This window comes from Streptomyces celluloflavus, from assembly GCA_000720995.1.
GTDB classification, from domain to species: Bacteria; Actinomycetota; Actinomycetes; order Streptomycetales; family Streptomycetaceae; genus Streptomyces; species Streptomyces celluloflavus.
In genome coordinates, this window is sequence record JOEL01000008.1 from 156,963 (window position 1) to 182,615 (window position 25,653).

At 74.0% G+C, this 25,653-nt stretch carries 19 protein-coding genes; 8 read left to right on the top strand and 11 right to left on the bottom strand.

From position 1 onward, the window contains the following. Positions 1–23: 23 nt before the first annotated feature. The gene (locus IH09_RS10020; protein ID WP_052855768.1) at positions 24–1,466 is read left to right on the top strand and encodes an amino acid permease; all 1,443 of its coding nucleotides are present in this window, start codon (positions 24–26) and stop codon (positions 1,464–1,466) included. 183 nt (positions 1,467–1,649) lie between these two features. Continuing rightward, a complete protein-coding gene (locus tag IH09_RS10025) occupies positions 1,650–2,291 on the top strand; it encodes a superoxide dismutase (RefSeq protein ID WP_052855769.1) in 642 nt (213 codons plus the stop codon). 130 nt (positions 2,292–2,421) lie between these two features. Here the strand turns inward: IH09_RS10025 and IH09_RS10030 are convergent, their stop codons facing one another. Further along, positions 2,422–3,084 (bottom strand): mycothiol-dependent nitroreductase Rv2466c family protein, encoded by a 663-nt coding sequence (locus IH09_RS10030; RefSeq protein ID WP_052855770.1) that lies wholly within the window; start codon positions 3,082–3,084, stop codon positions 2,422–2,424. 103 nt (positions 3,085–3,187) lie between these two features. Here IH09_RS10030 and pepN (IH09_RS10035) point away from each other — a divergent pair, with 103 nt between their 5' ends. Both pepN (IH09_RS10035) and IH09_RS10040 read left to right on the top strand, forming a co-directional pair. Continuing rightward, positions 3,188–5,791, top strand: coding sequence for an aminopeptidase N (pepN, locus tag IH09_RS10035; protein WP_052855771.1), 2,604 nt, complete (start codon positions 3,188–3,190; stop codon positions 5,789–5,791). Positions 5,792–5,912: 121 nt separating this feature from the next. Next, positions 5,913–6,935: a hypothetical protein gene (locus IH09_RS10040; RefSeq protein WP_052855772.1), complete on the top strand. Its 1,023-nt coding sequence runs from the start codon at positions 5,913–5,915 to the stop codon at positions 6,933–6,935. A gap of 41 nt (positions 6,936–6,976) precedes the next feature. On the opposite strand, the gene IH09_RS10045 is transcribed toward IH09_RS10040, so the two are convergent. Further along, on the bottom strand, positions 6,977–7,924 hold the full coding sequence (locus IH09_RS10045) for a pyridoxamine 5'-phosphate oxidase family protein (protein ID WP_052855773.1): 948 nt from the start codon (positions 7,922–7,924) through the stop codon (positions 6,977–6,979). Positions 7,925–8,112: 188 nt separating this feature from the next. On the opposite strand from IH09_RS10045, the gene IH09_RS10050 reads away from it, so the two are divergent. After that, entirely contained in the window at positions 8,113–9,144 is a 1,032-nt protein-coding gene (locus IH09_RS10050; protein ID WP_052855774.1) for an aspartate-semialdehyde dehydrogenase, read from the top strand. A gap of 98 nt (positions 9,145–9,242) precedes the next feature. Here IH09_RS10050 and IH09_RS10055 read toward each other — a convergent pair whose 3' ends face one another. Further along, positions 9,243–9,818, bottom strand: a complete 576-nt coding sequence (locus IH09_RS10055; RefSeq protein ID WP_052855813.1) for a DUF1203 domain-containing protein — start codon at positions 9,816–9,818, stop codon at positions 9,243–9,245. Here IH09_RS10055 and IH09_RS38910 point away from each other — a divergent pair. After that, the gene (locus IH09_RS38910) at positions 9,817–10,020 is read left to right on the top strand and encodes a hypothetical protein (RefSeq protein WP_143682252.1); all 204 of its coding nucleotides are present in this window, start codon (positions 9,817–9,819) and stop codon (positions 10,018–10,020) included. The genes IH09_RS10055 and IH09_RS38910 overlap by 2 nt on opposite strands. Positions 10,021–10,024: 4 nt before the next feature. Then, positions 10,025–12,595: an aminopeptidase N gene (pepN, locus tag IH09_RS10060; RefSeq protein WP_052855775.1), complete on the top strand. Its 2,571-nt coding sequence runs from the start codon at positions 10,025–10,027 to the stop codon at positions 12,593–12,595. A 320-nt stretch (positions 12,596–12,915) separates the two neighbouring features. Here the strand turns inward: pepN (IH09_RS10060) and alc are convergent, their stop codons facing one another. From alc to IH09_RS10095, 7 genes are all read right to left on the bottom strand, one after another. After that, positions 12,916–14,097: an allantoicase gene (gene alc, locus IH09_RS10065; protein ID WP_052855776.1), complete on the bottom strand. Its 1,182-nt coding sequence runs from the start codon at positions 14,095–14,097 to the stop codon at positions 12,916–12,918. Between the two features lie 92 nt (positions 14,098–14,189). Continuing rightward, on the bottom strand, positions 14,190–15,167 hold the full coding sequence (locus IH09_RS10070; protein WP_052855777.1) for a LysR family transcriptional regulator: 978 nt from the start codon (positions 15,165–15,167) through the stop codon (positions 14,190–14,192). A gap of 52 nt (positions 15,168–15,219) precedes the next feature. After that, positions 15,220–16,194 carry an acyl-ACP desaturase gene (locus IH09_RS10075; RefSeq protein ID WP_052855778.1) on the bottom strand — a complete coding sequence of 325 codons (975 nt, stop codon included), beginning with the start codon at positions 16,192–16,194 and terminating at the stop codon, positions 15,220–15,222. 221 nt (positions 16,195–16,415) lie between these two features. Beyond that, positions 16,416–16,664 carry a hypothetical protein gene (locus IH09_RS10080; RefSeq protein ID WP_052855779.1) on the bottom strand — a complete coding sequence of 83 codons (249 nt, stop codon included), beginning with the start codon at positions 16,662–16,664 and terminating at the stop codon, positions 16,416–16,418. Between the two features lie 120 nt (positions 16,665–16,784). After that, on the bottom strand, positions 16,785–18,491 hold the full coding sequence (locus IH09_RS10085; protein WP_110952186.1) for an alpha-L-fucosidase: 1,707 nt from the start codon (positions 18,489–18,491) through the stop codon (positions 16,785–16,787). 127 nt (positions 18,492–18,618) lie between these two features. Next, complete coding sequence (gene malQ, locus IH09_RS10090) at positions 18,619–20,874, bottom strand: 4-alpha-glucanotransferase (protein ID WP_052855781.1); 2,256 nt, start codon at positions 20,872–20,874, stop codon at positions 18,619–18,621. Positions 20,875–20,880: 6 nt separating this feature from the next. Next, positions 20,881–21,153: a hypothetical protein gene (locus IH09_RS10095; RefSeq protein WP_052855782.1), complete on the bottom strand. Its 273-nt coding sequence runs from the start codon at positions 21,151–21,153 to the stop codon at positions 20,881–20,883. A 529-nt stretch (positions 21,154–21,682) separates the two neighbouring features. Between IH09_RS10095 and IH09_RS10100 the strand changes: the two genes are divergently transcribed. Continuing rightward, entirely contained in the window at positions 21,683–24,841 is a 3,159-nt protein-coding gene (locus IH09_RS10100) for a beta-N-acetylglucosaminidase domain-containing protein (protein ID WP_318279417.1), read from the top strand. A gap of 160 nt (positions 24,842–25,001) precedes the next feature. Here IH09_RS10100 and IH09_RS10105 read toward each other — a convergent pair whose 3' ends face one another. After that, positions 25,002–25,538 carry an HNH endonuclease gene (locus IH09_RS10105; RefSeq protein ID WP_052855783.1) on the bottom strand — a complete coding sequence of 179 codons (537 nt, stop codon included), beginning with the start codon at positions 25,536–25,538 and terminating at the stop codon, positions 25,002–25,004. Positions 25,539–25,653: the final 115 nt, after the last annotated feature.

The window sequence follows — 25,653 nt, forward strand, 5'->3', positions numbered from 1 at the left end:
TCACCTACTGGGACAGGTACGACATGAATCGGATACCCCCGTCCGCCGCGCCCGAGCACGGGCCGGCCGGCGCGGTCCAGGGCGCCGGCCAGGACGGCGGCCCCACGCTGTCCAACGGCCTCAAGCAGCGCCACCTTTCGATGATCGCGCTGGGCGGGGTGATCGGCGCGGGCCTGTTCGTCGGCTCCCGCGAGGGCATCGCGGCCGCGGGCCCCTCGATCGTGCTGGCGTACGCGGTATCCGGCGGCCTGGTCATGCTCGTGATGCGGATGCTCGGCGAGATGGCCGCGGCCAATCCGTCCTCCGGCTCCTTCTCGGTGCACGCCGAGCGCTCGATCGGCTCCTGGGCCGGTTTCACCGCGGGCTGGATGTTCACCGCGCAGCTGTGTGTGGCGGTGGCCGTCGAGGCGCTCGGCGCCGGGGGCATCGTGGCCGGCTGGTTCCCGGGCACCGAGACCTGGATGTGGGTCCTGCTCTTCATGGTGATCTTCTGCGGGGTGAACCTGGCGGCGGTCGGCAACTTCGGCGAGTTCGAGTTCTGGTTCGCCGCGCTGAAGGTCGCCGCCATCGGCATCTTCCTGGTCCTGGGCGTGCTCGCCATCTTCGGTCTGCTCCCCGGCACCGCGGCGCCGGGCGCCGCGCATCTCACCGGTGACGGCGGCTTCCTGCCCAAGGGCGTCGACGGCCTGACGATCGGCCTGCTGGCCTCGGTCTTCGCGTACGGCGGTCTGGAGACGGTGACCATCGCAGCCGCCGAGTCCAAGGACCCGGTCCGCGGTGTGGCCCGTGCGGTGCGCACCGCCATGTGGCGGATCGCCGTCTTCTACGTCGGCTCGATGGCGGTCATCGTCACCGTCATCCCCTGGAACAACCCCTCGATCGCCAAGAGCGGTCCGTACGTCGCGGTCCTGGACTACCTCCGCATCCCGGCGGCCGGCCAGATCATGAACGTCGTCATCCTGGTGGCCCTGCTGTCCGCGCTGAACGCCAATCTCTACGGCGCGTCCCGGATGGCGTTCTCGCTGACCTCCCGCGGCCAGGGCCCGGGGTTCCTCGCGAAGGTCAGCGGCGGGGTGCCGCGCCGTGCGGTGGTCCTCTGCTCCGCCTTCGGCTTCCTCGCGGTCCTCTTCAGCGTCTGGTGGCCCACCACGGTCTTCCAGTACCTGCTGAACATGGTCGGCGCGGCCATCCTGGTGGTGTGGGGGCTGATCGCCGTGGCGCAGCTGCGGTTGCGGCGGCAGCTGGAGCGCGAGGCGCCCGAGAAGCTGGTCGTCAAGATGTGGGCCTTCCCGTTCCTGACGTGGGTGGCGCTGGCCGGTGTCGGCGTGGTGCTGGTGCTGATGCTGCGGGACGAGAACCAGCGCATCCAGCTGCTCTTCACCGCCGGGTTCACGGTGGTGCTGGCGGTCATCGGGCTCATCCGGCAGCGGACGCTGCACAGGGACCCGAAGCTGCCCGGGGCATAGCCCGTACGGCACGACCACGCCGCCCGGCGCACGGCGGGGCGGGACCTCCGACCGGGGTCCCGCCCCGCCTCGTTCTTTGGGACCAGTCCGGTGCCCGCAACCGGCCGGTGCGTGGTCCTGCTGGTAGCTTTCTCTTGCGCATCAGTTGCAATAAGAGGTCGTAAGCAGTTGGAGAGGCTCGGCATGGCCACCTACACACTTCCTGAACTTCCGTACGACTACTCGGCGCTGGCCCCGGTCATCAGCCCCGAGATCATCGAGCTGCACCACGACAAGCACCACGCGGCGTATGTGAAGGGCGCGAACGACACCCTGGAGCAGCTCGCCGAGGCCCGCGACAAGGACCAGTGGGGCAACATCAACGGGCTGGAGAAGAACCTCGCGTTCCACCTCTCCGGCCACATCCTGCACAGCATCTACTGGCACAACATGACCGGTGACGGCGGCGGCGAGCCGCTGGAGAAGGACGGCGTCGGCGAGCTGGCGGACGCGATCGCGGAGAGCTTCGGCTCGTACGCCAAGTTCAAGACCCAGCTGACCAAGGCGGCCGCCACCACGCAGGGCTCCGGCTGGGGCGTGCTGGCCTTCGAGCCGGTCACCGGCCGCCTGATCGTCGAGCAGATCTACGACCACCAGGGCAACGTCGGCCAGGGCTCCGTGCCGATCCTGGTCTTCGACGCGTGGGAGCACGCGTTCTACCTGCAGTACAAGAACCAGAAGGTCGACTTCATCGAGGCCATGTGGCTGGTCGTCAACTGGCAGGACGTCGCCAAGCGGTACACGTCCGCCAAGGAGCGCGCCAACACCCTGCTGCTGGCGCCGTGACGGTACCGCCCGCACGTCCTGCCTCGTGATCGTCTTCTCACCCTTCACCTGGCAGGCGGTACAACGGCAAGGCCCCACGAGGACATGACTCGTGGGGCCTTGCCCATGGCGGGGGCGGGACGCCCGCGGGTCAGTCGAAGACCGGCTCGGCGGTCCGCGTCCGCTTGATCTCGTAGAAGCCCGGGATGGAGGCGACCATCAGGGTGCCGTCCCAGAGCTTGGCGGCCTCCTCGCCCTTGGGGGCGGGGGTGACGACCGGGCCGAAGAAGGCGATCCGTTCGCCGTCGGCACCGGGCACGGCGATGACGGGTGTGCCGACCTCCTCGCCGACCAGGCCGATGCCCTCCTTGTGGGAGGCCCGCAGCTGCGTGTCGTAGGTGTCCGCGTCCCAGGCGTCGGCCAGCGCCACGGGCAGGCCGGCCGCCGCGAGGGCGTCCCGGACGGTCGCGGGGTCGCGGTCGCGGCCCTGGTTGTGGAAGCGGGTGCCGAGCTCGGTGTAGAGGCGGCCGAGCACCTCGCTGCCGTGCTCCTGTTCGGCGGCGATGCACACCCGCACCACGCCCCAGGCGGTCCGCTGCCGCTCGCGGTAGCGCTCGGGCAGCTCGTCCAGCCGGTTCTCGTTGAGCACCGCCAGGCTCATGACGTGCCAGCGCACCGTCACCGGGCGGACCTTCTCCACCTCCAGCATCCAGCGGGAGGTCATCCAGGCCCAGGGGCACAGCGGGTCGAACCAGAAGTCTGCCGGGGTCGCCCCGGCCGGCGGCACGGGGCGGGTCTTCGCGGTCTCGGACACGGGGTCTCCTCGTGAGGGCTGCTCGGTGGAACCTTCAACAGTCGGCCGTCGTGCCATGATTCCTGGTGTTCGATATTCGAGACGAGGACGAGGGAGTCACGGCGTGCCAGGTGAGAATCTGTCCCGGGACGAGGCCCGCGAGCGGGGCCGGCTGCTGAGCGTTGACGGGTACGACGTGGCGCTGGACGTCCGCTCGGCCGTGGCGCGCGGCGAGACCGCCGGCACGTTCCGTTCGCGGACCACCATCCGCTTCCGCTGCGCCGAGCCGGGCGCCACGACCTTCGCGGACCTGCTCGCGCCGGCCGTCACCGCCGTCACGCTCAACGGCCGCGAACTGGACCCCGGTACGGTCTTCGACGGCTCCCGGATCGCGCTGGACCAGCTCGCCGCCGACAACACCCTCGTCGTCGACGCGCAGTGCGCCTACAGCCGCACCGGAGAGGGACTGCACCGGTTCGTCGACCCCGAGGACGGCGAGGTCTACCTCTACACGCAGTACGAACCCGCCGACGCCCGCCGGGTCTTCGCCAACTTCGAGCAGCCCGATCTGAAGGCGCCGTTCACCTTCGAGGTGACCGCGCCCGAGGGCTGGACGGTGCTCAGCAACGGCGCCCAGGAGGGGCCGGCCGAGGACGGGCGGCACCGGTTCGCGACGACGCGGCCGATCTCGACGTACATCACGGCGGTCGTCGCCGGTCCGTACCACTACGTCCGCGACAGCTACCGCCGCACCTTCGCGGACGGCACGGAGCTGGAGATCCCGCTGGGCGCGCTCTGCCGCAAGGGGCTGGCCAGGCACTTCGACCCGGACGACATCTTCACCGTCACCAAGCAGGGCCTGGACTTCTTCCACGACAACTTCGACTACCCCTACCCCTTCGGGAAGTACGACCAGGCGTTCGTGCCGGAGTACAACATCGGCGCGATGGAGAACCCGGGCTGTGTCACCTTCCGGGAGGAGTTCGTCTTCCGCGGCAAGGTGACGCAGGCGTCGTACGAGTCCCGGGCGAACGTCATCCTGCACGAGATGGCGCATATGTGGTTCGGCGACCTGGTCACCATGGAGTGGTGGGACGACCTGTGGCTCAAGGAGTCGTTCGCGGACTTCATGGGCGCCTTCTCGCAGGTGGAGTCGACCCGGTTCGACAACGCCTGGATCACCTTCGCCAACCGCCGCAAGGCGTGGGCCTACCGCGCCGACCAGCTGCCCTCCACCCACCCGGTCACCGCCGACATCCGTGACCTGGAGGACGCCAAGCTCAACTTCGACGGCATCACGTACGCCAAGGGCGCCTCGGTCCTCAAGCAGCTGGTGGCGTACGTGGGGCGGGAGGCGTTCCTGGAGGGCGCGCGGCGCTACTTCAAGCGGCACGCCTACGGCAACACCCGCCTCACCGACCTGCTGTCGGTGCTGGAGGAGACCTCCGGGCGGGACATGGCGGCCTGGTCGCGCGCCTGGCTGGAGACCGCCGGGGTCAACACCCTGACCCCGCAGGCCACTTACGACGCGCAGGACCGGATCACCGAGCTGAGCGTCCTCCAGGAGGCCGCGCCCACGCATCCGCAGCTGCGCCCGCACCGGGTCGCGGTGGGGCTCTACCGGCGCCAGGAGATCTCGGCCGCGCACCCGGACGGCGGGCTGGAGCGGTACGCGCGCGCCGAGGTGGACGTCTCGGGGCCGCGTACGGCCGTGACCGAACTGGCCGGTGCCGAGCGGCCCGACCTGATCCTGGTCAACGACGAGGACCTGACGTACTGCAAGATCCGCTTCGACGAGGGCTCGCTGGCCACGCTGCGCGACGGGCTCGGCGAGATCACCGACCCGCTGGCCCGCGCGCTGTGCTGGTCCGCGGTGTGGGGCCTGACCCGCGACGGTCTGATGCCGGCCCGCGACTACCTGGAGCTGGTGCTGCGGTTCGCCGGGCGGGAGACCGACATCGGCGTCCTCCAGTCGGTGCACGCACAGGCCCGTACGGCGCTGGAGCTCTACGCCGCACCGGCGCACCGCGAGAGCGCCGCCCGCGCCCTGGCCGAGGGCGCGCTGCGCGAGCTGCGGCTGTCCGAACCGGGCAGCGGCCATCAGCTCGCCTGGGCCCGCCACTTCGCCTCGGTCGCCTCGACCGACGCCGACTTCCAGCTGCTCACGGGACTGCTGGACGGTACGGCGAAGGTCGACGGCCTGGAGGTGGACCAGGAGCTGCGCTGGACGCTGCTGGAGCCGCTGGCCTCGCACGGTGTCGCGGACACGGCCGTCCTCGACGCCGAACTGGCCCGCGACGACACCGCGTCCGGCAAGCGCCACCAGGTGCGCTGCCTGGCCGCCCGGCCGTCGGCCGAGGTCAAGGAGCGGGCCTGGGCGGACGTCGTGGAGTCCGACGCGCTCTCCAACGCCCTGGTGGAGGCGACGATCAGCGGCTTCGCGCAGTTCGGGCAGCGCGAACTGCTGGCCCCGTACGCACCGCGCTACTTCGCCTTCCTCGAACAGGCATGGCAGGAGCGGTCCATCGAGATCGCGATGGCCATGGTGCGCGGACTGTTCCCGTCCTGGCAGGTGACGCGGGAGACGCTGGACGCCGCGGACGCCTGGCTGGCGGGGCACCCGCAGGCGGCGCCCGCGCTGCGCCGGCTGGTCGCCGAGGAGCGGGACGATCTGGCGCGGGCACTGCGCGCGCAGGCGTGCGACGAGGCGGCCGCGCCGCTGGGCTGACCGCACCGGCCGCCCCCGGCCGGCAGCCGAACGCCCGTGCTTCAGAACGGTGTTGTCCTGTTTGTGGCACGGGTCGGTAACAGCGGTTAGGGGGCGGCGCGGGGGCGGGAATGGCCGTGGCATGAACCACGACACCCCGCTCTCGCCGCGCCCCCTCCGCCACCTCTCCGACGTCCGGCACCGGGTACTGACCGCGCGTCAGCTGCGTGAGCGCGGCGTCCCGGCGGCGGAGACCGCCGAGCGGTGCCGGCCGGGCGGCGGCTGGCAGCAGGTTCTGCCGGGCGTCTATCTGCTGCACCCGGGGCCGCCCACCAGCGAGGAACGGCTGCACGCCGCCCTGCGGTACGCCGCCCACCGCGGACCGGCGGTGCCCCCGCAGGGCGGCCAGGCACCCGCCGCGCCGACGGCGATGATCACCGGTCTCGCGGCACTCGCCCTGTACGGCTTCACCGCCGCTCCCCCGCTGCTCGCCCTGGACCGGATCGAGGTACTGGTCGGGCCCACCCGGCGGCTGCGCCCGGCCGGATTCGCGGGGATCGTCCGGGCCCAGGAGCTGCCCGAACCCCAGGAGGTCACCGGAGTGCCGGCCGCACCGGTCGCACGAGCGCTCGCGGACGCCGTCGGCGGGCTCGCCGACGCCTCGGTGGTGCGCCGGCTGCTGACCGAGGCGGTACGCGACGGCCACTGCGAGGCGGCCGCGCTGGTACGGGAGCTGGGCCGGGCGCGGCTGCTGACCCGGCCGCCGGTGGCGGACGCGGTGGACACCCTGCTGGCCGCGGGCCGGGCGCTGGACGAGCAGCGGCTGTACGCGATGGTGCGGGCGCACGGGCTGCCCGAACCGCTCTGGAACGTCGAGCTGCGGCTGCCGGGCGGGCCGCAGCTGGGCGGTGTGGACGCCTTCTGGCCGGGGCACTCGGTGGCCCTGGAGATCGACAGCCGGGCGCCGCACCCGGAGGAGGAGCCGCCCCACACGCCGTTCGACGGCAAGCGCGCGCATCTGGAGCGGCTGGGCATCACGCTCGTACGGTGCCCGCCGCGCACCCTGCGCGAGGCGCCGCAGCGGCAGGCGGAGACGGTCCGCGCGGCGCTGACGGCGGCGCTGGAGCGGGAGCCGGGCGCGTATGTGGTGGTGCTGCCGCGGTAGGCGGGCGGCGGCCCGGGGGAAGCGCCGTCCGCGGCAGTCGCTCAGCGGTCCGGCGGGACCGGCGGGTTCGCGGGCGAGGGCACCGGCTCGGACCACCGCAGCGGACTGCCACCGCGGGTCGCCAGCACCGTCTCGACGTCGAAGTCGACGACGCGGCGCGCGCCCGGGAAGAGCGCGGCGCGCCCGGCGGACCAGTCCACCCGTGCCCGGCCGCCGAGCCGCAGCAGATCACCGGTGGTCCAGTCGACGAAGAGCAGCCCGGCATCCGGGCGCAGGGCCAGATTCCCCAGCGTGGCGAACATCGCGTTGCCCGGGTAGTCGGGCCAGCTCAGCCGGGTCGGCGAGGTGGCGCGGACGAAGCCGGGCCGGCCGCCGCGGTGCCCGGCGTCGGCGGCGCCGGCCGGGTCGGCGGTGGCGAGGAAGAAGGTGTCGGCGGCCTCGACCGTACGCCGCTGGGCGTCGGTCAGCGCGGCGCCGCGGACCGTCCGGTCACCGCCCTCCGCGGCCGGTGCCACCGCCCGCAGGGTCCGCTGCTGGAGGTGTTTGGGGCAGTTGGCGAAGACCTGGCCGGTGTCGATCGCCAGGCCGCGCGCGGTGGCGCGGGCCGTGCCGTTGAGCCGCAGCCGGCGCCGGGTGCGCGGGTCCAGCGCGAGGGTGCCCAGCGGCGCGGGCCCGGCGGCGAGGAACGCGGCGAGCGGATCGTCCCCGGCCGGCCGGGCAGCGACGGACAGGGTGTGCGGGCCGGTCGCGCGCAGGAACCCGGGCGGGCCGGTCAGCAGCGAGCTCCACAGCCGCCCGTCGCCGTCCGCCGCGGCGATCACCAGCATCGGCTGCAGTCCGAGGAAGGCGGCCGCGATATCGCCGAGGCCGGCGGCGATGGTGCGCCCGATGTGCGCGGCGCGCGCCGTCTCCCCCGCCCGCCGCTGCACGGCCCGCTCCCCTGCGTGGTACGGCGTACCCGCCTCCGGACCGTCCCCGTCCGCCGTCATGTCCGCCCCGTCCCCCGCCGTCCCGGTGTACGGGACGACGGTAGCCGCCGCCGACCGGCCGGCGGCGGGTCCGGCGCCACGGAGCGGAACGGATTGGACAAGGCGACGGGGTGCACACACATGATGGGGTCGCTACTGAGCAGGTGTTCCCAGCAGACACCGATATCAGGTGAGGAAGAAGGAGCCCCATGAGGATCGGAATCGTCGGAGCCACCGGCCAGGTCGGCACCGTGATGCGGAGCATTCTCGCCGAGCGGAATTTCCCGGTCGAGCAGCTGCGCCTGTTCGCTTCGGCCCGGTCCGCCGGACGCACGCTGCCCTGGCAGGACACCGAGATCACCGTCGAGGACGCGGCCACCGCCGACTACTCCGCCCTGGACATCGTGCTCTTCTCCGCGGGCGGCGCGACGTCCAAGGCGCTGGCGCCCAAGGTCGCCGCCGCCGGTCCCGTCGTGATCGACAACTCCTCCGCCTGGCGCCGCGACCCCGAGGTCCCGCTCGTCGTCTCCGAGGTCAACCCGCAGGCCATCACCGAGCGGCCCAAGGGCATCATCGCCAACCCGAACTGCACGACCATGGCCGCGATGCCGGTGCTGCGCCCGCTGCACGACGAGGCCGGGCTGCTCTCGCTGGTCGTCGCCACCTACCAGGCGGTGTCCGGCAGCGGTCTCGCCGGGGTGGCGGAGCTGGACGGGCAGGCCCGCAAGGCCGTCGAGCAGGACGCCACGAAGCTGACGCACGACGGTGCGGCGGTGGAGTTCCCGGCGCCGGACACCTACGTCCGCCCGATCGCCTTCAACGTGCTGCCGATGGCGGGCTCGATCGTCGACGACGGTCTGCACGAGACCGACGAGGAGCAGAAGCTCCGCAACGAGAGCCGCAAGATCCTGGAGATCCCGGAGCTGAAGGTGTCGGGCACCTGTGTGCGGGTGCCGGTCTTCACCGGTCACTCGCTCCAGATCAACGCGCGCTTCGCCCGCCCGATCAGCGTGGCGCGCGCCCAGGAGCTGCTGGGCGGCGCCCCCGGTGTCGCGCTCTCCGAGGTCCCGACGCCGCTCCAGGCCGCCGGCCAGGACGCCTCCTTCGTCGGCCGCATCCGCGCGGACGAGACCGTCGACAACGGCCTGGCGCTGTTCGTCTCCAACGACAACCTCCGCAAGGGCGCGGCGCTGAACGCCGTCCAGATCGCGGAGCTGGTCGCCGCGGAGCTGCGTGGCTGATCCGTACGACGGATGGGGCGGGGGCCGTACGGTGCGTACGGCCCCCACCGTCATGTCCGGGCCGGGCGCCCGCCGCCGTCCCGGCACCCGGCCCCCGCTCAGGCCCTCTCCCGCGCTCCGTCCCCGACGTCCCCGCGGCGCACCTCGAAGACGTCCCCGCGGCGCACCTCGAACTGGAAGCAGCCGTACTCCACGGCCCGTACGTGCACCAGGGCCACCTCCGGGTCGGCGAACGCCTCGTCGAAGGCCCGGTCGAAACCGGCCTCGGCGTCCTCGGGGATCTCGAAGAGCCGGCCGCCGGCGATCTGGCCGTCGGCGTTGTAGCGGCGCAGGGTGCGCAGCGCGCCCTCCCGTGCGAACGGATATCCCGGCGCCGGGGCGTCCGGCCCGCCGCACTCCTCCGCGTGGATGAACACCGGACCCTGCTCGTCGTACGCCCCCGGCGCGGCCCCGGTCGCGGCGGCCCAGCGGCGCAGCGGCGCGTAGGAGACGAGCGCGATCCGCTCACCGGCCCGGATGGCTCGCAGGCAGCAGCGCAGCGGACTGCCGATACAGGACACCGGCACCCCGTCCTCGCGCGCGGTGAACGGCTCCGTCTGCCGTCCGGCGTCATCCCTCTCACTGAGTTCCCGGTGTGCCTCGGCCCCGATGGAACGGGGTGAATATCTGGTCATGCCCCCGAGCATCGGCGCTCCCCCCGCCCGGTGCTGGCGGGATTCGGACGGGGCATTCGCGGTGGCCGGGCGGTGCGGCCCGGCGTCCGCGCCGTCCGCGATCCCGGTGCGGGCCGCCCGCACCGGGATACCCACCGGCCCCGCCGCGGGCGGCGTGGAAGGATGGCCGGAAGAGACGGTCAAGGATGCGAAGAAGGAGTGAACGGGTGCCTGGCACGAATCTGACCCGCGACGAGGCGCAGCGGCGGGCGCGGCTGTTGAGTGTGGACGCGTACGAGATCGATCTCGACCTGTCCGGTGCCCAGGAGGGCGGGACGTACCGGTCGGTGACGACGGTGCGGTTCGATGCCGCCGAGGCGGGTGCGGACTCGTTCATCGACCTGGTCGCGCCGGCCGTGCACGAGGTCGTGCTCAACGGCCGGGCGCTGGATGCGGCCGAGGTGTTCCAGGACTCACGGATCGCGCTGGCGGACCTGCGGGCCGGCCGCAACGAGCTGACGGTCGTCGCGGACTGCGCGTACACGAACACCGGTGAGGGCCTGCACCGTTTCGTCGATCCGGTCGACGAACAGGCTTATCTCTACACGCAGTTCGAGGTGCCGGACGCCCGCCGGGTGTTCGCCAGCTTCGAGCAGCCGGACCTCAAGGCGACGTTCCAATTCACCGTGACGGCGCCCGAGGGCTGGACGGTGATCTCCAACTCGCCGACCCCGGAACCGGCCGGCAACGTCTGGCGCTTCGAGCCCACGCCGCGCATCTCGACGTACATCACGGCGCTGATCGTGGGCCCGTACCACAGCGTGCACAGCAGCTGGGAGGGTCCGGACGGGCGGTCGGTGCCGCTGGGGATCTACTGCCGTCCCTCGCTCGCCGAGCACCTGGACGCGGACGAGATCTTCGCCGTCACCCGACAGGGCTTCGACTGGTTCGAGGAGAAGTTCGACTACGCCTACCCGTTCGGGAAGTACGACCAGCTCTTCGTGCCCGAGTTCAACGCGGGCGCGATGGAGAACGCCGGTGCGGTGACCATCCGCGACCAGTACGTGTTCCGCTCGAAGGTGACGGACGCGGCGTACGAGGTGCGCGCGGAGACGATCCTGCACGAGCTGGCGCACATGTGGTTCGGCGACCTGGTCACCATGGAGTGGTGGAACGACCTGTGGCTGAACGAGTCGTTCGCCACCTACACCTCGATCGCCTGCCAGGCGTACGCGCCGGGCAGCAAGTGGCCGCACTCCTGGACGACGTTCGCGAACTCCATGAAGACCTGGGCCTACCGCCAGGACCAGCTGCCCTCGACGCACCCGATCATGGCCGAGATCCGCGATCTGGACGACGTCCTGGTCAACTTCGACGGCATCACGTACGCCAAGGGCGCCTCGGTGCTCAAGCAGCTGGTCGCGTACGTCGGCATGGACGAGTTCTTCAAGGGCGTGCAGGCGTACTTCAAGGCGCACGCCTACGGCAACACCCGGCTGAGCGATCTGCTGGGCGCGCTGGAGGAGACCAGCGGCCGGGACCTGAAGACCTGGGCGGAGAAGTGGCTCCGGACCGCCGGGATCAACATCCTGCGCCCGGAGATCGAGGTGGACGCGGACGGTGTGATCACCTCGTTCGCGGTGCGCCAGGAGGCGCCCGCGCTGCCGGCCGGTGCGCAGGGCGAGCCGGTGCTGCGCCCGCACCGCATCGCGATCGGCTGCTACGACCTCCAGGACGGCAAGCTCGTCCGCACCAGCCGGATCGAGCTGGACGTGGACGGCGAGCTGACCGAGGTGCCGTTCCCGAAGGGCGCCCCGCGCCCGGCCGTGATCCTGCTCAACGACGACGACCTGTCGTACGCGAAGGTCCGGCTGGACGAGGAGTCGCTGAAGACCGTCACCGCGCACCTGGGCGACTTCACCGAGTCGCTGCCGCGCGCCCTGTCGTGGGCCTCGGCCTGGGACATGACACGGGACGGCGAGCTCGCCACCCGTGACTACCTGGCGCTGGTGCTCTCCGGTATCGGCAAGGAGACGGACATCGGCGTCGTCCAGTCGCTGCACCGCCAGGTGAAGCTGGCGCTGGACCTGTACGCGGCCCCGGACCGGCGCGAGAGCGGTCTGGCGACGTGGACGGACGCGGCGCTGGAGCACCTGCGGGCCGCGCGGCCGGGCAGCGACCACCAGCTGGCCTGGGCCCGCGCGTTCGCCGCCACGGCCCGTACCGACGCCCAATTGGACCTGCTGCAGGGCCTGCTGGACGGTACGGAGGTGCTGGACGGGCTGGCCGTGGACACCGAGCTGCGCTGGTCGCTGGTGCAGCGGCTGGCCGCCACCGGCCGGGCCGACGAGGCGGCCATCGCGGCCGAGCTGGCGCGGGACAGGACCGCGGCCGGCGAGCGGCACGCGGCGACGGCGCGCGCGGCGCGGCCGACGGCCGAGGCGAAGGCCGAGACCTGGGCCGCCGTCGTGGAGTCGGACGAGCTGCCCAACTCGGTGCAGGAGGCGGTCATCGGCGGCTTCGTCCAGTCCGACCAGCGGGAGCTGCTGGCGCCGTACACCGCGAAGTACTTCGACGCGGTCAAGGCCGTCTGGGACGCCCGCAGCCACGAGATGGCGCAGCAGGTCGCGGTCGGTCTCTACCCGGCCCTCCAGGTCTCGCAGGAGACCCTGGACGCGACGGACGCCTGGCTGGCCGCGGCCGAGCCGAGTGCGGCGCTGCGCCGGCTGGTCACCGAGTCGCGGGCGGGCGTCGAGCGCGCCCTGAAGGCGCGGGCGGCGGACGCCGCGGCGGGCTGACGCACAGCGGATGACAGGGGCGCCCGGGGCCGATCGGTCCCGGGCGCCCCTTCTGCTGTCCGGCGGGCGCTCCCCCATGGCGGGGCGCGGCCCGGCCGGGGCGCCCCTCGGGGCGGCGGCTCAGCCGGTGAGGGCGTCGAAGCGGCGGCCGAGCGCGGTGCGGCCGGCGGCGGACACCGCGCCGAGCCAACACACAGCAGATGACAGGGGCACCCCGGGCCGGTCGGTCCCGGGCCGCCCCCTTCCGCGCCCCGGCGGGCGCCGCTCCCCCGTGCCGGCACCCGGCGCGGCCCGGCCCTGGCACCCGGTCGGGCGGCGGCTCAGCCGGTGAGGGCGTCGAAGCGGCGGCCGAGCGCGGTGCGGCCGGCGGCGGTGAGGCTGCCGTGCACCCGCAGGCGGGCCAGCCCGCCGTCGGGGAAGACGTCCAGCCGCAGGTGGGTGGCGGTGACGGCCGCGGGCAGGACGAAGCGGTGCGGGGTGTCGGGCTGGAGCGCGGTACGCGGCAGGATCTCGGTCCAGGCGGCGTCGTCCGCCGGGTCGCCGGCCGTCGCGTCGCAGCCGTGGAGGGCGGCCCAGCCCGCGGAGTTGCCCTTGAGGTAGGCGGTGTCGAGCTCGACGGCGCGGATCTCACCCTGCGCGGCGAGACGCAGCCGCACCCAGTCGTGGGTGCCCCGGACCCGGCGGCGGCGGTTCTCCCAGCCGTCGTCCATCTTGCGCGAGAGATCAGGCCGGATCAGCTGGGCGGGCGAGGAGTAGAAGCGGTCGGAGGCGTCCTCGACCCGGCCGCCGTGCAGTACGGACGCCAGGTCGAGGGTGCCGAGCGCGTCCAGCCACGCGGGATCGGGGACGACCTCGCCGTGCACCCGCAGCCGGGCGATGCCGCCGTCGGGGTGCTGCTTGAGGCGCAGATGGGTGAAGCGGCGCTCGGCGGCGACCGGGAAGCCGTTGGCGGCGTGGCCCCGGACGGGGGTGCGCGGGACCAGCTCCGTCCACGTCACGTCGTCGGCGAGCAGCCGCTCGGGGCCGGGGGTGCCGGCGACGGCGGTGGCCTCGACGGTGATCTGCTGGGGGTAGTTGCCGCGGAAGTGGGCGGTGTCGACGAGGACGCCGCGGATCACACCGGGGGCGGCGAGCCGGATCAGCGCCCAGTCGTGGTCACCGTCGGCGGGGAAGGGACTGTCGCCGTCGGCACCGCGGCGGCGCCGGGTCTCCCAGCCGTCCATGATCTTGCCCTTGTGGCCGAAGCGCTCGGGATCGAAGGCCGCGGGGCCGGGCGTCAGCAGATTCTCGCGCTCGGCGAAGAACTCGTCGTTGGCGGCGATCACTCCGGCGCCGAGGCGGCGGTCGGCGAGATCGACGAGCGAGGTGAAGGGGAAGTCCCCGCCGCGGTAGTCGGCGTAGGGATCTCCGCCACCGTACGGGGCGGCGTCGTTGGCGTGCGGATCGGCGGGTATGTCGCGGTGTGGATCTGCGGAGCCGGCATCGTCCGGGGTGGTGGTCATCGCTGCCCTTCGTGGGTCGGCCGGTGCTGCGGACCCGTCCACCGTCGCAGCGGGCCCCGCGGCGGTCCATCGAAAGTTCCTGCGGGATGTGTTCAGGGGGACTGAACGGTGCCGGGCGTCTCCCGGGGCGGCCCGGCGGCGGTCCGGCCGCGCGCCTGGGCGGCGGCCGCCCGGTGGAGCGCGGCCAGCACCCGGGCCGGTCCCGGCGCCCCTTCCCCGCCGCGCCGGACGGCGGCCACCACATACCGGCGCGGCTGGTCGGCGTGGAGCACCCGCAGCGCGATCCCGGCGCCGTCCGGGGTGCCGTGGCCGCCGGCCAGTGCCATCCGGGGCACCAGCGCGACGCCCATCCCCGCCGCCACCATCGCCAGGATCGCGCTCCAGCCGGCGGCGGCGTGCGCCTGCTCCGGTACGAAACCGGCGCTCTCGCACGCGGCGACGGTGATCTGCGACCAAGGGCCGCTGCTGCCGAAGATCCAGGGTTCGCCCGCCAGATCGGCCAGCCGCAGGGCCGGTTCGGCGGCCAGCGGATGGCCGGCCGGCAGCGCCACGTCCAGCGGGTCGGCGAGCAGCGGGAACCGGCTGAACTTCGGGTCGCGGGGGGCCGGTGCGTGCGCGGCGAGCGAGAGCGCCAGCTCGACGCCGCCCGCCGCCAGCAGTTCGTACGCGGCCGCCGCCTCCGTCTCCCGGACGGTCACCGCCAGTCCCGGGTGCGTACGGCGCAGTTCCCGGACGGCGGGGACGACCAGTGCGGGGATGGCGGTGGAGAACGCGCCGACCCGCACCTGGCCGGCCTCGCCCCGGAGATGGCCGAGGAGTTCGGCGTCCGCCCGCTCCAGCTGGGCGAAGACCTCCTCGGCGTGCCGCAGCACCAGATGGGCGGCGCCGGTCAGCCGCACCCGCCGCCCGTGCGCCTCCAGGAGCGTGACCCCGAGCGCCTTGGCGAGCCCGGTCAGCTGCTGCGAGACCGCCGAGGGCGTCAGATGCAGCGCCTCGGCGGTCGCGGTGACCGTGCCCAGCTCGTGCAGCGTGCGCAGGATGCGCAGCTTCCTGATGTCCCAGTCGGCCATGCGGGCAGCGTACGCAGCGCCGGGGGCGGCCCGGCCGTCCGCTCGTGGACCGCTACGCGCGGGCCGCGCGGCGGGCGAGGAGGGTGGCCCGGCGCTCGTCGAACTTCCGCGCCTGGCCGTCCAGTCCGCCCATGAACAGTCCCAGTTCCTCCTGTGCCGCCAGACCGGCCGGGCCGAGGCCGCCGATGTCCAGCACCTTCAGGTAGCGCAGTACGGGCTGGAGCACGTCGTCGTGGTGGATGCGCAGGTTGTAGATCCCGCCGATCGCCATCCGGGCGGCGGCCCGCTCGAAGCCGGGGATGCCGTGGCCGGGCATCCGGAAGCCGGTGACCACATCGCGTACCGCGCACATGGTCTGGTCCGCCGCCAGTTCGAAGGCCGCACCGAGGAGGTTGCGGTAGAAGACCATGTGGAGGTTCTCGTCGGTGGCGATCCGGGCCAGCATCCGGTCGCAGACCGGGTCGCCGGAGTGGTGGCCGGTGTTGCGGTGCGAGATCCGGGTGGCCAGCTCCTGGAAGGCGACGTAGGCGACGGAGTGCAGCATGCTGTGCGAGTTGTCGGACTCGAAGCCTTCCGACATATGGGCCATCCGGAACCGCTCCAGCTCCACCGGGTCGACGGCGCGGCTGGTGAGCAGGTAGTCGCGCATCACGATGCCGTGCCGGCCCTCCTCCGCGGTCCAGCGGTGCACCCAGGTGCCCCAGGCGCCGTCCCGGCCGAAGAGGCTGGCGATCTCGTGGTGGTAGCTGGGGAGGTTGTCCTCGGTGAGGAGGTTGACCACCAGGGCGATCCGGCCGATGTCGGTGACCTTGGACTGCTCGGGGGCCCAGGCTTCGCCGCCCATCACCCCGTCGAAGTTCCGCCCGTCGCTCCAGGGCACGTACTCGTGGGGCATCCATTCCTTGGCGACCCCCAGATGCCGGTTGAGTTCCTTCTCGACGACCTCTTCGAGCGCGTAGAGCAGCTGCGCGTCGCTCCATGCGGTCTGGCCGCGCTCTCCGTTGTGGCGGGCGGGGGCGATGGTCACGGGAACTCCTGGGGACGACGATGACCTACGGACCCGTAGGTTACGCCATCGTAGGTTGTGCCCAGTTAAACCCCACCACCCCCACAAATCACCCCAAAACCTCCCGATAGCCGCTCCGCAACCCCTTTTCCACCTGCGGAAACACGTCCGGGGACGACAAAAGGGCGCCCACCGGTTCGGAGGAACCGGTGGGCGCCCTCAAGGCGTCGCGGAGTCTGGTGTCAGCCCTTGGTCTTGGCCTGCTTGCGGGACTTGTCACCCAGCATGACCAGCCCGGCGATGACCAGGAAGAGCACGATCGGCGCAGCGACATAGAGGCCGAGCGTCTCCAGCACGCTCAGGCCCGGACCCGGGTCGTCACCGTCGTCGCGGGTGAGCGCAAACGCGGGGGACGACATCAGCAGCATCAGCGCGGTGCCGGCCGTGATGGTTCCGGCGCGCAGGGCATTCTTCTTGACCTTGTAGCTCACGGGGTCAACGTATCGGACGCCCCGGCGGTCCGTGCACGCGGGGTGGGCCGCCGCGCCGCGAACCGTACGGCAGGGGCCGGGCCACCCCGGTACGGGGGTGCGCACCGGTCCGCCGGCGGCTCAGCCCCCCGCCGCGTGCAGCGTCACCGGCAGCAGCCGCGGCCGTCCGCGGGCCTGGCGCACCTCGACCCGGACGGCCTCGGCGGTCACCGGGGCGGGCAGCGCGAGGATCCGCCGGTACCCGATGGTGGTGCCCGTCGCGATCGTCCGCCACCGCCCGCCGCTCCGCGCCCGCACGGCGAAGCGCTCCACCCGCTGCCCGTACCGGATGTCCTCGGCGAGGCCGAGCCGGTCGAAGGTGTACGGCCCGGGGCCCGCGGTGCGCAGGTCCGTACCGTAGATCCGGTGCACGGCGGCGCCGAAGGCGGTGAGCGAGGCGACGTCCGCGGCGTCGATCCGGCCGTTCCGGGCGGGCGGGACGTTCAGCAGCAGCACGGCGTTGCGGCCCACGCTCTTCTCGTACAGGGCCAGCAACTGCGCCGGGGACTTGGGCCGTTCGGCCGGGTGGTGGAACCAGCCGGGGCGCAGCGAGACATCGGCCTCCGCCGGATACCACTGGAGGTACTTGGTGGTGGGCGCCAGCAGCCTGGCGCGGGAGCCGATGTCGGGGTCGGTGGAGTCATGGGGCAGACCGCCGGCCTGCACCGTCCAGGGGTCGGCGGCGGAGGGGGTGACGCTCCACTCGCTCTCGCGCGCGACGCCGTTCTCGTTGCCGACCCAGCGCGCGCCCTGCGGCCCGGCGAAGACGACGGTGTCCGGGGAGAGCCGGTGGATGACCTGAAACCACTGCGCGACGCCGTACCGCTGCGTGATCCCGGAGTCCGACCAGGGGTTCGCGCCGTCCAGCCACAGTTCGTCGATCGGGCCGTACTGGGTGAACAGTTCGTAGACCTGGTTGAGGTAGTACGCGTCGTAGTCGTCCGCCCGGACGTGCAGGACGGGCAGCCGGCCGCTGCGGACGGCCGCGGCGCGGTCGTCGCCGGGGACGAGGGTGGGGAGGGTGCGCGAGGTGACCGGGCTGCCGTTGCCGAAGCGGCCCAGACCACGCGGCGCCCGGTCGCCGTCCTCCAGCGCGACCCGCTCGGGCAGGCTCAGCGGCTTCCCCTCGGCCTGCTTCGCGCGGATCTCCTCGACCCACCGGGCGTGCCAGGCGTGCGGGAGTTCGGCGCCGTCGGAGGGCGAGAGGTAGATGCCGACCTTCAGCCCGGCCTTACGGGCGGCCCTGACGTACGCGCCGACGACATCGGGGCGGCCGGGGGAGGCCGCGACCGAGTGCGGGCTGTAGCGGGTCGGGTAAAGCACGAACCCGTCGTGGTGCTTGGCGGTGAGCATCACCTGCCGGGCGCCGGCCGCCCGGTAGGCGCGCATCCACTGGTCGATGTCGGGCCGGGCCGGGCCGGACACGTCGAAGAGCTTCTCGTCCTCGGTGCCCGAGCCCCATTCACGGTTGGTGAAGGTGTTCATGCCGAAGTGCGTGAAGGCGGTGATCTCGCGGCGCTGCCAGGCGAGCTGGCCCTTGGTGGGGACGGTGTGGGCGGCCTTGTCGATGATCCGGGCGGGGGTGTCGCAGGGCTCGACCGTCATCTGGGAGGCGGGCCGGATCCGGTCGGCGCAGGGGCCGGGGCGGCTCCCGGCGGACGGGATCGGGGCGGCCGGCGACGCCTGGGCGGGCAGGAGCGCGGCGGCGGTGAGCGCCAGCACGCAGAGCGTGCGGCGGGTTCCCGGAAGGAGGCGGGGTCTGTGGGGCCGGTCCGTGCGGCGTGCCATGGTTCCCTCCAAGCTCCGCGACCGCGAACGGCCGGAATGATCGGATGTCTGGATGGTGTCCACGGCATGGTGCCGGACGGCGGGCCACACCGGAAGAGTGCGCGCGGCGTCCGCCGCCGGAACCGTTCTAGAGAATCTCCGCGGAGAACTCCCGCATCAGCGCGTGCAATCGGGGCGACGCAGTCAGCTCTTCGAGCGTCAGGGGCCGCCCGTCGGGACCGGCGATCGGCAGCCGCCAGTTCGGGTATTCCTCCCATGTCCCGGGCAAGTTCTGCGGTCTGCGGTCCCCCACCGCGTCCGGCAGCCACACCCCGACCATCCGCGCCGGGGTGCGCAGCAGGAAGCGGTGCACGGCCCGGACCGCCGCCGCCTCGTCGTACGGCCCCTCGGGCAGCAGGCCGCGGCGCGTCAACTCGCCCAGCCACTCGGCGAGTTCGTACCGCGCGCGGGAGCGTTCCCGGGCCGGCGGCCCGGCCAGCAGCCCGAGCCGCTCGCGCAGCGCGACGTCCTCGCCGGTCAGCCGGGCGGCGGTGGGCGGCAGATCGTGCGTGGTGACGGTGGCCAGACAGCCGCCGCGCCACTCTTCGGGGGCCAGAATCCGCGCCCCGGCACCGGACGCCGGCGGCTCCGTACCGGAGGCCGACGGCTCGGTATCGGAGGCCAACGACTCCGTACCGGAGGCCGACGGCTCCGCATCGCACGCCGGCGACCGATCGCCCGCGTCCGGCGCCCCGCCCCCGTAGTCGCGCTCGAACCACAGCACCGAGGTGCCCAGCACGCCCCGTTCGGCGAGTGTGCCGCGGACGCCCGGGGCCACGGTCCCCAGATCCTCGCCGATGACCGCCGCGCCCGCCCGGTGCGCCTCCAGGGCCAGCACCGAGAGCATCGCCTCGGCGTCGTAGCGGACGTAGGCGCCCTCCGTCGGCGGGCGGCCCTCGGGGACCCACCACAGCCGGAAGAGCCCCATCACATGGTCGATCCGCAGCGCACCGGCGTGCCGCAGCACCGCGCGCAGCAGTGCGCGGTACGGGGCGTAGCCCGCCGCGGCCAGCGCGTCGGGCCGCCAGGGCGGCAGACCCCAGTCCTGGCCACGGGAGTTGAAGGCGTCCGGCGGTGCGCCGATGGACATCCCGGCGGCGTACGCGTCCTGCTGCGCCCAGGTGTCGGCGCCCGCGGGGTGGACGCCGACGGCCAGGTCGTGCACCAGCCCGATCGCCATCCCGGCGTCGCGCGCGGCCCGCTGCGCGGCGGCCAGCTGCTGGTCGGTCAGCCAGGCGAGGCGGCGGTGGAAGTCGATCCGGTCCGGCAGCCGGGCGCGCAGCCGGGCCGTCCCGGACGACCCCGGATCGCGCAGCGCTGCGGGCCAGCGGCGCCAGTCGGGGCCGTGCCGTTCGGCGAGGGCGCACCAGGTGGCGTGGTCGTCCAGGGCCTGCCCCTGCTCGGCCAGGTAGTCGCCGTAGGCGGCCCGCCGCCCCGGTGTCAGCGGCACCGCCGCCAGCAGTTCGAGGGCTTCCTTCTTCAGCGCCCAGACGGCGTCCCGGTCGATCGGCGCGCCCCGGTCGAGGACCGCCGCGCGCAGCGCCCGCGCCCGGCCGGCCAGTTCGTCGGCGCGCGCCCGCGCGGCGCCCGCCAGCCCGGCGTACTCCGGGATCCGCTCGATCCGCAGATGGACCGGGTCGGGGAAGCGGCGCGAGGAGGGGCGGTAGGGGGACGGATCGGTGAGCGGACCGGGGACGGCCGCGTGCAGCGGGTTGAGCTGGACGAAGCCGGTGCCCAGGGACCGTCCCGACCAGGCGGCGAGGTCGGCGAGGTCCCCCAGGTCGCCCATGCCCCAGGAGTGCCGGGACAGCAGGGAGTAGAGCTGCACCAGGAAGCCGTGGGTGCGGCCGGGCGGTGCGGGCACCCGGTCGGGCGCGACGATCAGCCGGGCGCGGGCGGTGCGGCCGTCGGGAGCCCGTGCGTGCAGTGTGTGGATCCCCAAGGGGAGCCCGGCCGGTGCGGTCCCGGGCTCCGGGTCCGGCGCCGCGTGGCCCCCGGTCAGCCCGCCTCCGGTCAGCCCGCCGCCGGTCAGCCCGCCGCCGGTCCATTCCTCCCCGGTTCGTCCGTCCTCGGCCTCCACCCGCAGGACGGTGCCCGCGGGGAGGCGGGTGAGGTCGGGCGGCCGGTCCGGGCGGGCGACGACGGTGCGGGGCAGCAGGGCGCGGCCCGGCCCCTCCCGGTAGGCGTCGAGGGCGGTGCGTACGGCGTCCGGGGTCGAGGCGTCGACGCCCAGTGCGGCGAGCACGGCGACGACGGTCTCCGTACCGATGGGGACCGTCCTGCCCGGCGCGGGTTCGTAGGACGTGGCGATGCCGTACAGCCGGGCGAGCCGCGCACGACCCATGGGCCCTCAGACCTCCATGGACTCCGTACCCAGGCCGGCGGCCGTCGGCTCGCTGGTCAGCGGCAGCTCCGCGGCGATCGGGACCTCACTGGTCAGCGGCGCGGCGTCGGCGAGCGGCGGTTCGCTGGTGAGCGGCGGCTCGGCGAAGCTGAACGATCCGGCACCCGCCAGACCCGAGTCCGGGCCGGAGACACCGTCGTACACGTCCGGCTCCACCGGCACACCTCCGTCCACCGTGCGGGACAGGGCGTCGAACAGCAGCTGAGCGGATGCGGCCACGCGGGCCTCCCGTTCATCGGTAGTGGGACACGTCTGCCCTACCCACTCGGCACGATCGCAGACGCATCCGCGTCGCCAACGTGACCCACGTCACACCATACCTCTCGCAGGCGATTTCACTGCGCGGACCGGCGACAGGCGCAGAGAGTCCGGAGGTAACGGACACCGGGGCGGAAGTTCTCCGGGCGACCGGGCCGCCGCGCCCCGTCACCCGCTCGGCCCGGCACCCGCGCTCCGGCCACCGCCCGGGGCTCCCCGGCGCATGGTTGACACCCTCACCGCCGCAATGGTGGGCTCACCGCCGGAGGTCCGTCCGGGCGGTACCGACGGGCGGGACGACACCGGTCGTACGCCCTGCGCGCCGTGGCACGCACCCGCCGGGCCGGTGTCTTCACAAGCGGGGGCGCGGGGTGGCGGGCGCCGACCGGCAGGTGGACGGGGACGAGGAGTGGCCGTGCGAGTCCGGGGCATGTGGAGCGTCCGAAAAACCGGTGGGAGCCGGTGGAGCCGTACGGGTGCCCGTGCCCGGGTGGCGGGCACCACCGCACTGGCCGCCGCGGTCCTCGGTGGACTCCTCGGCGGTGCGCCCGGCGCTCGGGCGACGCCCGCCGAGCCCGCCCTCGGCACCCCGGACCGGCCCGACAGGCCGGCCGACGCGGGGCAGCCGCCCGCCGTGTGGCCGCGCCCCCAGTCGATGCGGGAGCTCGCCGCCGCCGTACCGCTCGACGGCGAGGCGGTGCTGACGGCCGCGCCGGACACCGATCCGTACACCCTGGACGCGCTGCGCGCCCTGCTGCGCGACGCCGGGGTGCACACGGTCCACGAGGTGCGGCCGGACGCGGCGCCGCCCGCGGCCGGGCCGGTGATCCGGGTCGGCGGACCGCAGGCCGAGGACGCGCTGCGGGCGCTGCGCGCACCGGCCCGCGGCGACCTGCCGGACGGCGGCTACCGCCTCGCCGTCGGCCAGGTGGCGGGCCGGGACACGGTGGCCCTGGCCGGTGCCGGCCCGGACGGCCTCTTCCACGCCGCGCAGACGCTGCGCCAACTCGTCACCGACCGGCCGGGCGGCGGCCGCGAGCTGGCCTCGGTGGCCGTACGGGACTGGCCGGGCACGGCGGTGCGCGGCACCGCCGAGGGATTCTTCGGCCGGCCCTGGACGCAGGCGCAGCGGCTCGCCCAGCTCGACTTCATGGGGCGCACGAAGCAGAACCGCTATCTGTACGCGCCCGGCGACGATCCGTACCGGCGGGCGCGGTGGCGCGACCCGTACCCGGCGGCGGAGCGCGCGGAGTTCCGGGCGCTGGCCGAGCGGGCCCGCGCCAACCACGTCACGCTGGGCTGGGCGCTCTCCCCGGGCCAGGCGATGTGCCTGTCCTCCGACGACGACCTGCGGGCGCTGCGCCGCAAGGTGGACGCGATGTGGGCGCTGGGGGTGCGCTCCTTCCAGCTCCGGTTCGAGGACGTCAGCTACAGCGAGTGGCACTGCGACGCCGACGAGGACGCCTTCGGCTCCGGCCCCGAGGCCGCCGCCACGGCCCAGGCGAAGGTCGCCAACGCGCTCGCCGGGCATCTCGCCGCGCGGCATCCGGGCGCCGCACCGCTGACCCTGATGCCGACCGAGTACTACCAGGACGGTGCGACGGCGTACCGCGGTGCGCTGGCCAAGGCGCTGGCGGGCCGGGTCGAGGTGGCCTGGACCGGCGTCGGGGTGGTCCCGCGGACCATCACCGGAAGCCAACTGGCCGCCACCCGCGAGGTGTTCGGCCATCCGCTGGTCACGATGGACAACTATCCGGTCAACGACTACGCGCAGGACCGGCTCTTCCTCGGCCCGTACACCGGCCGCGAACCGGCCGTCGCCACCGGCTCCGCGGCGCTGCTCGCCAACGCCATGGCGCAGCCAGCGGCCTCCCGGATCGCACTGTTCACCGTCGCCGACTACGCCTGGAACCCGCGCGACTACCGCCCGGCGGAGTCCTGGGACGCGGCCGTCGACGATCTGGCGGGCCGCGCTCCGCGGGCCCGTGCCGCGCTGCGCGCGCTGGCCGGCAACGACGCCTCCGCCGGCCTCGGCGGGTGGACACCGGCGGGCGGCGAGTCGGCGTACCTGCGGCCGCTGACCGACCGCTTCTGGCGGACCCGCGCGACGGCGGCCGCACGCGACCGGCCGGGCGACGATGCGGATTTCGTCCGGGCCGCGAAGGAACTGCGCACCGCGTTCCGCACCATGGCCACCGCACCGCGGGACCTGACGCCGGAGCTCGCCGCCGAAGTGCGCCCGTGGGCCGAGCAGCTGGGCCGCTACGGCAGCGCCGGCGAACGCGCCGTGGACACGCTGACGGCGCAGGCGCGCGACGACGGCCCGGCCGCCTGGTCCGCCCAGCGCGCGGCGCGTGCCCTGCGCGCGGAGATCGGGCGGAGTCCGGTGACGGTCGGCAAGGGGGTCCTCACGCCGTTCCTGGACCGGGCGATGGCCGAGGCGGACGCCTGGACGGGCGCCCGGGGCGACGCCCCGCCGCCCACCGGGACCGCGCACCCCACCTCGCTCACCGTCCCCTTCGAGCGGCCCCGCCCGCTCACCGCGGTCACCGCGCTCACCGACCCGGGCCCGGCTGCGGGCACCGTCTCCCTGGAGGCGCACGTCCCCGGCGAGGGGTGGCACCGCCTGGGCCGTCTCTCCGGCACCGGCTGGACGGAGTCCCGCGCCCGCGGCCTGCGGGCCGATGCGGTCCGGCTGTCGTGGGCCGCGGGCACCCCGGCCCCGTCCGTGCACGCGCTCACCCCGTGGTTCGACGACACCCCGGCGGCCGGGCTCACCCTGTCCCGCAAGGAGGTGGACGCGGAGACCGGCGGCCGGGCGACGGTCGACGCCCGGATCGTCTCCCGCCGCCCCGGTGACGTCCGGGAGAAGCTGACGGTCAAGGCGCCCGAGGGCTTCACCGTCCGGGCGCCGGAGCGGCTCACCGCCCCGCGCGGCGGCACCGCCACCGCCCGTATCACCGTCGAGGTCCCCCGAAACGCCCCCTCCGGTACGTACGAGATCCCCGTCTCCTTCGCCGGGCAGGAGCAGAAGCTGACCGTACGGGCCGCTCCGCGCACCGGCGGCCCGGATCTGGCGCGCGGTGCGCCGGCCGTCTCGTCCGGCGACGAGACCCCGCGGTTCCCGGCGTCCGCCGCCACCGACGGCGATCCGCGGACCCGCTGGTCCTCCCGCCCCGAGGACGGTGCCTGGCTCCAGTTCGCGCTGCCCCGTCCAGCCCGCCTCGGCCAGGTGGTCCTCCGCTGGCAGGACGCCTACGCGTCCGCCTACCGCGTCCAGGTCTCGGCGGACGGCCGCGGCTGGCGCACGGCGGCCACCGTCCGGGACGGCAGGGGCGGCCGGGAGTCGATCCGGATGGACGCGAAGGACACCCGCTTCGTCCGTATCCAGGGCGATGAGCGGGCGACCCGGTTCGGGTACTCACTGTGGTCGGTGGAGGCTTACGCCGTGGCGGAACCGGGGGCCGACGGGGCGGCGGGCACAGCGGCCGACGGGGCGTCCGCGGGCGGCGGGAGCGGGGACGGCGGCAAGGCCGGGGATGCGGGGAAGGGGACGGGTACGGGCGCCGGAGCCGAGCCCGGAACCGGTCCCGGTAAGGCACCGAGTGCCAGCCAGCGGGAGCGCCCGGCGGCCGACGGCGGCGAGTGACCCGCACCGCGGGACGGCCCGGGACCGCGCACCGGGTCCGCGCGGGAGCCCGCACCGGATGTGGCCCGCGCCGGGGGCCGGTCCACGTCCGGGGGCCGGGCGGGAGCTGCGGAACGGTCCCGCGGCTCCCGCCCGGCCCTCGGACGCAAAAACCCGGATCTCACGCCGATACGGCATCGATCCGGGCCAAGGCGTCATCCGCCCCATACGGTTGCAAATACGGCAACCACCGCGGATCACGGTGTCCCGTACCGATGATCCGCCACGCCAGACCGGCCGGCGGGGCCGGCGGATGCCGCAGCCGCCAGCCGATCTCGGCGACATGGCGGTCGGCCTTGACGTGGTTGCAGCTCCGGCATGCGGCGACCACGTTCTCCCACGTGTGCTGGCCTCCGCGACTGCGCGGGATGACGTGGTCGACGCTGGTTGCGACGCCACCGCAGTACATACATCGCCCGCCGTCGCGGGCGAAGAGCGCCCGGCGGGTCAGGGGAACGGGGCCGCGAAAGGGCACCCGCACGAACCGCTTCAGGCGGACCACACTCGGAGCGGGAATGACACGGGTCGCGCTGTGCATCAGGGCGCCGGACTCCTCAAGGCTGACGGCCTTCTCATTGAGGACGAGGATGAGCGCGCGGCGGAGCGGTACGACGCCGAGCGGCTCGTACGACGCGTTGAGGACCAGGACATGCGGCACGGGTGCCTCCTTGTACGCCGGCGGCGCGTGGCTCGCGCCGGGACGATCTCCCCACAGTGTCCCCCGGTGCCTGGTCGGAGCGCCACCATCACCGAGTAACGGGCCGGAGGTGTTT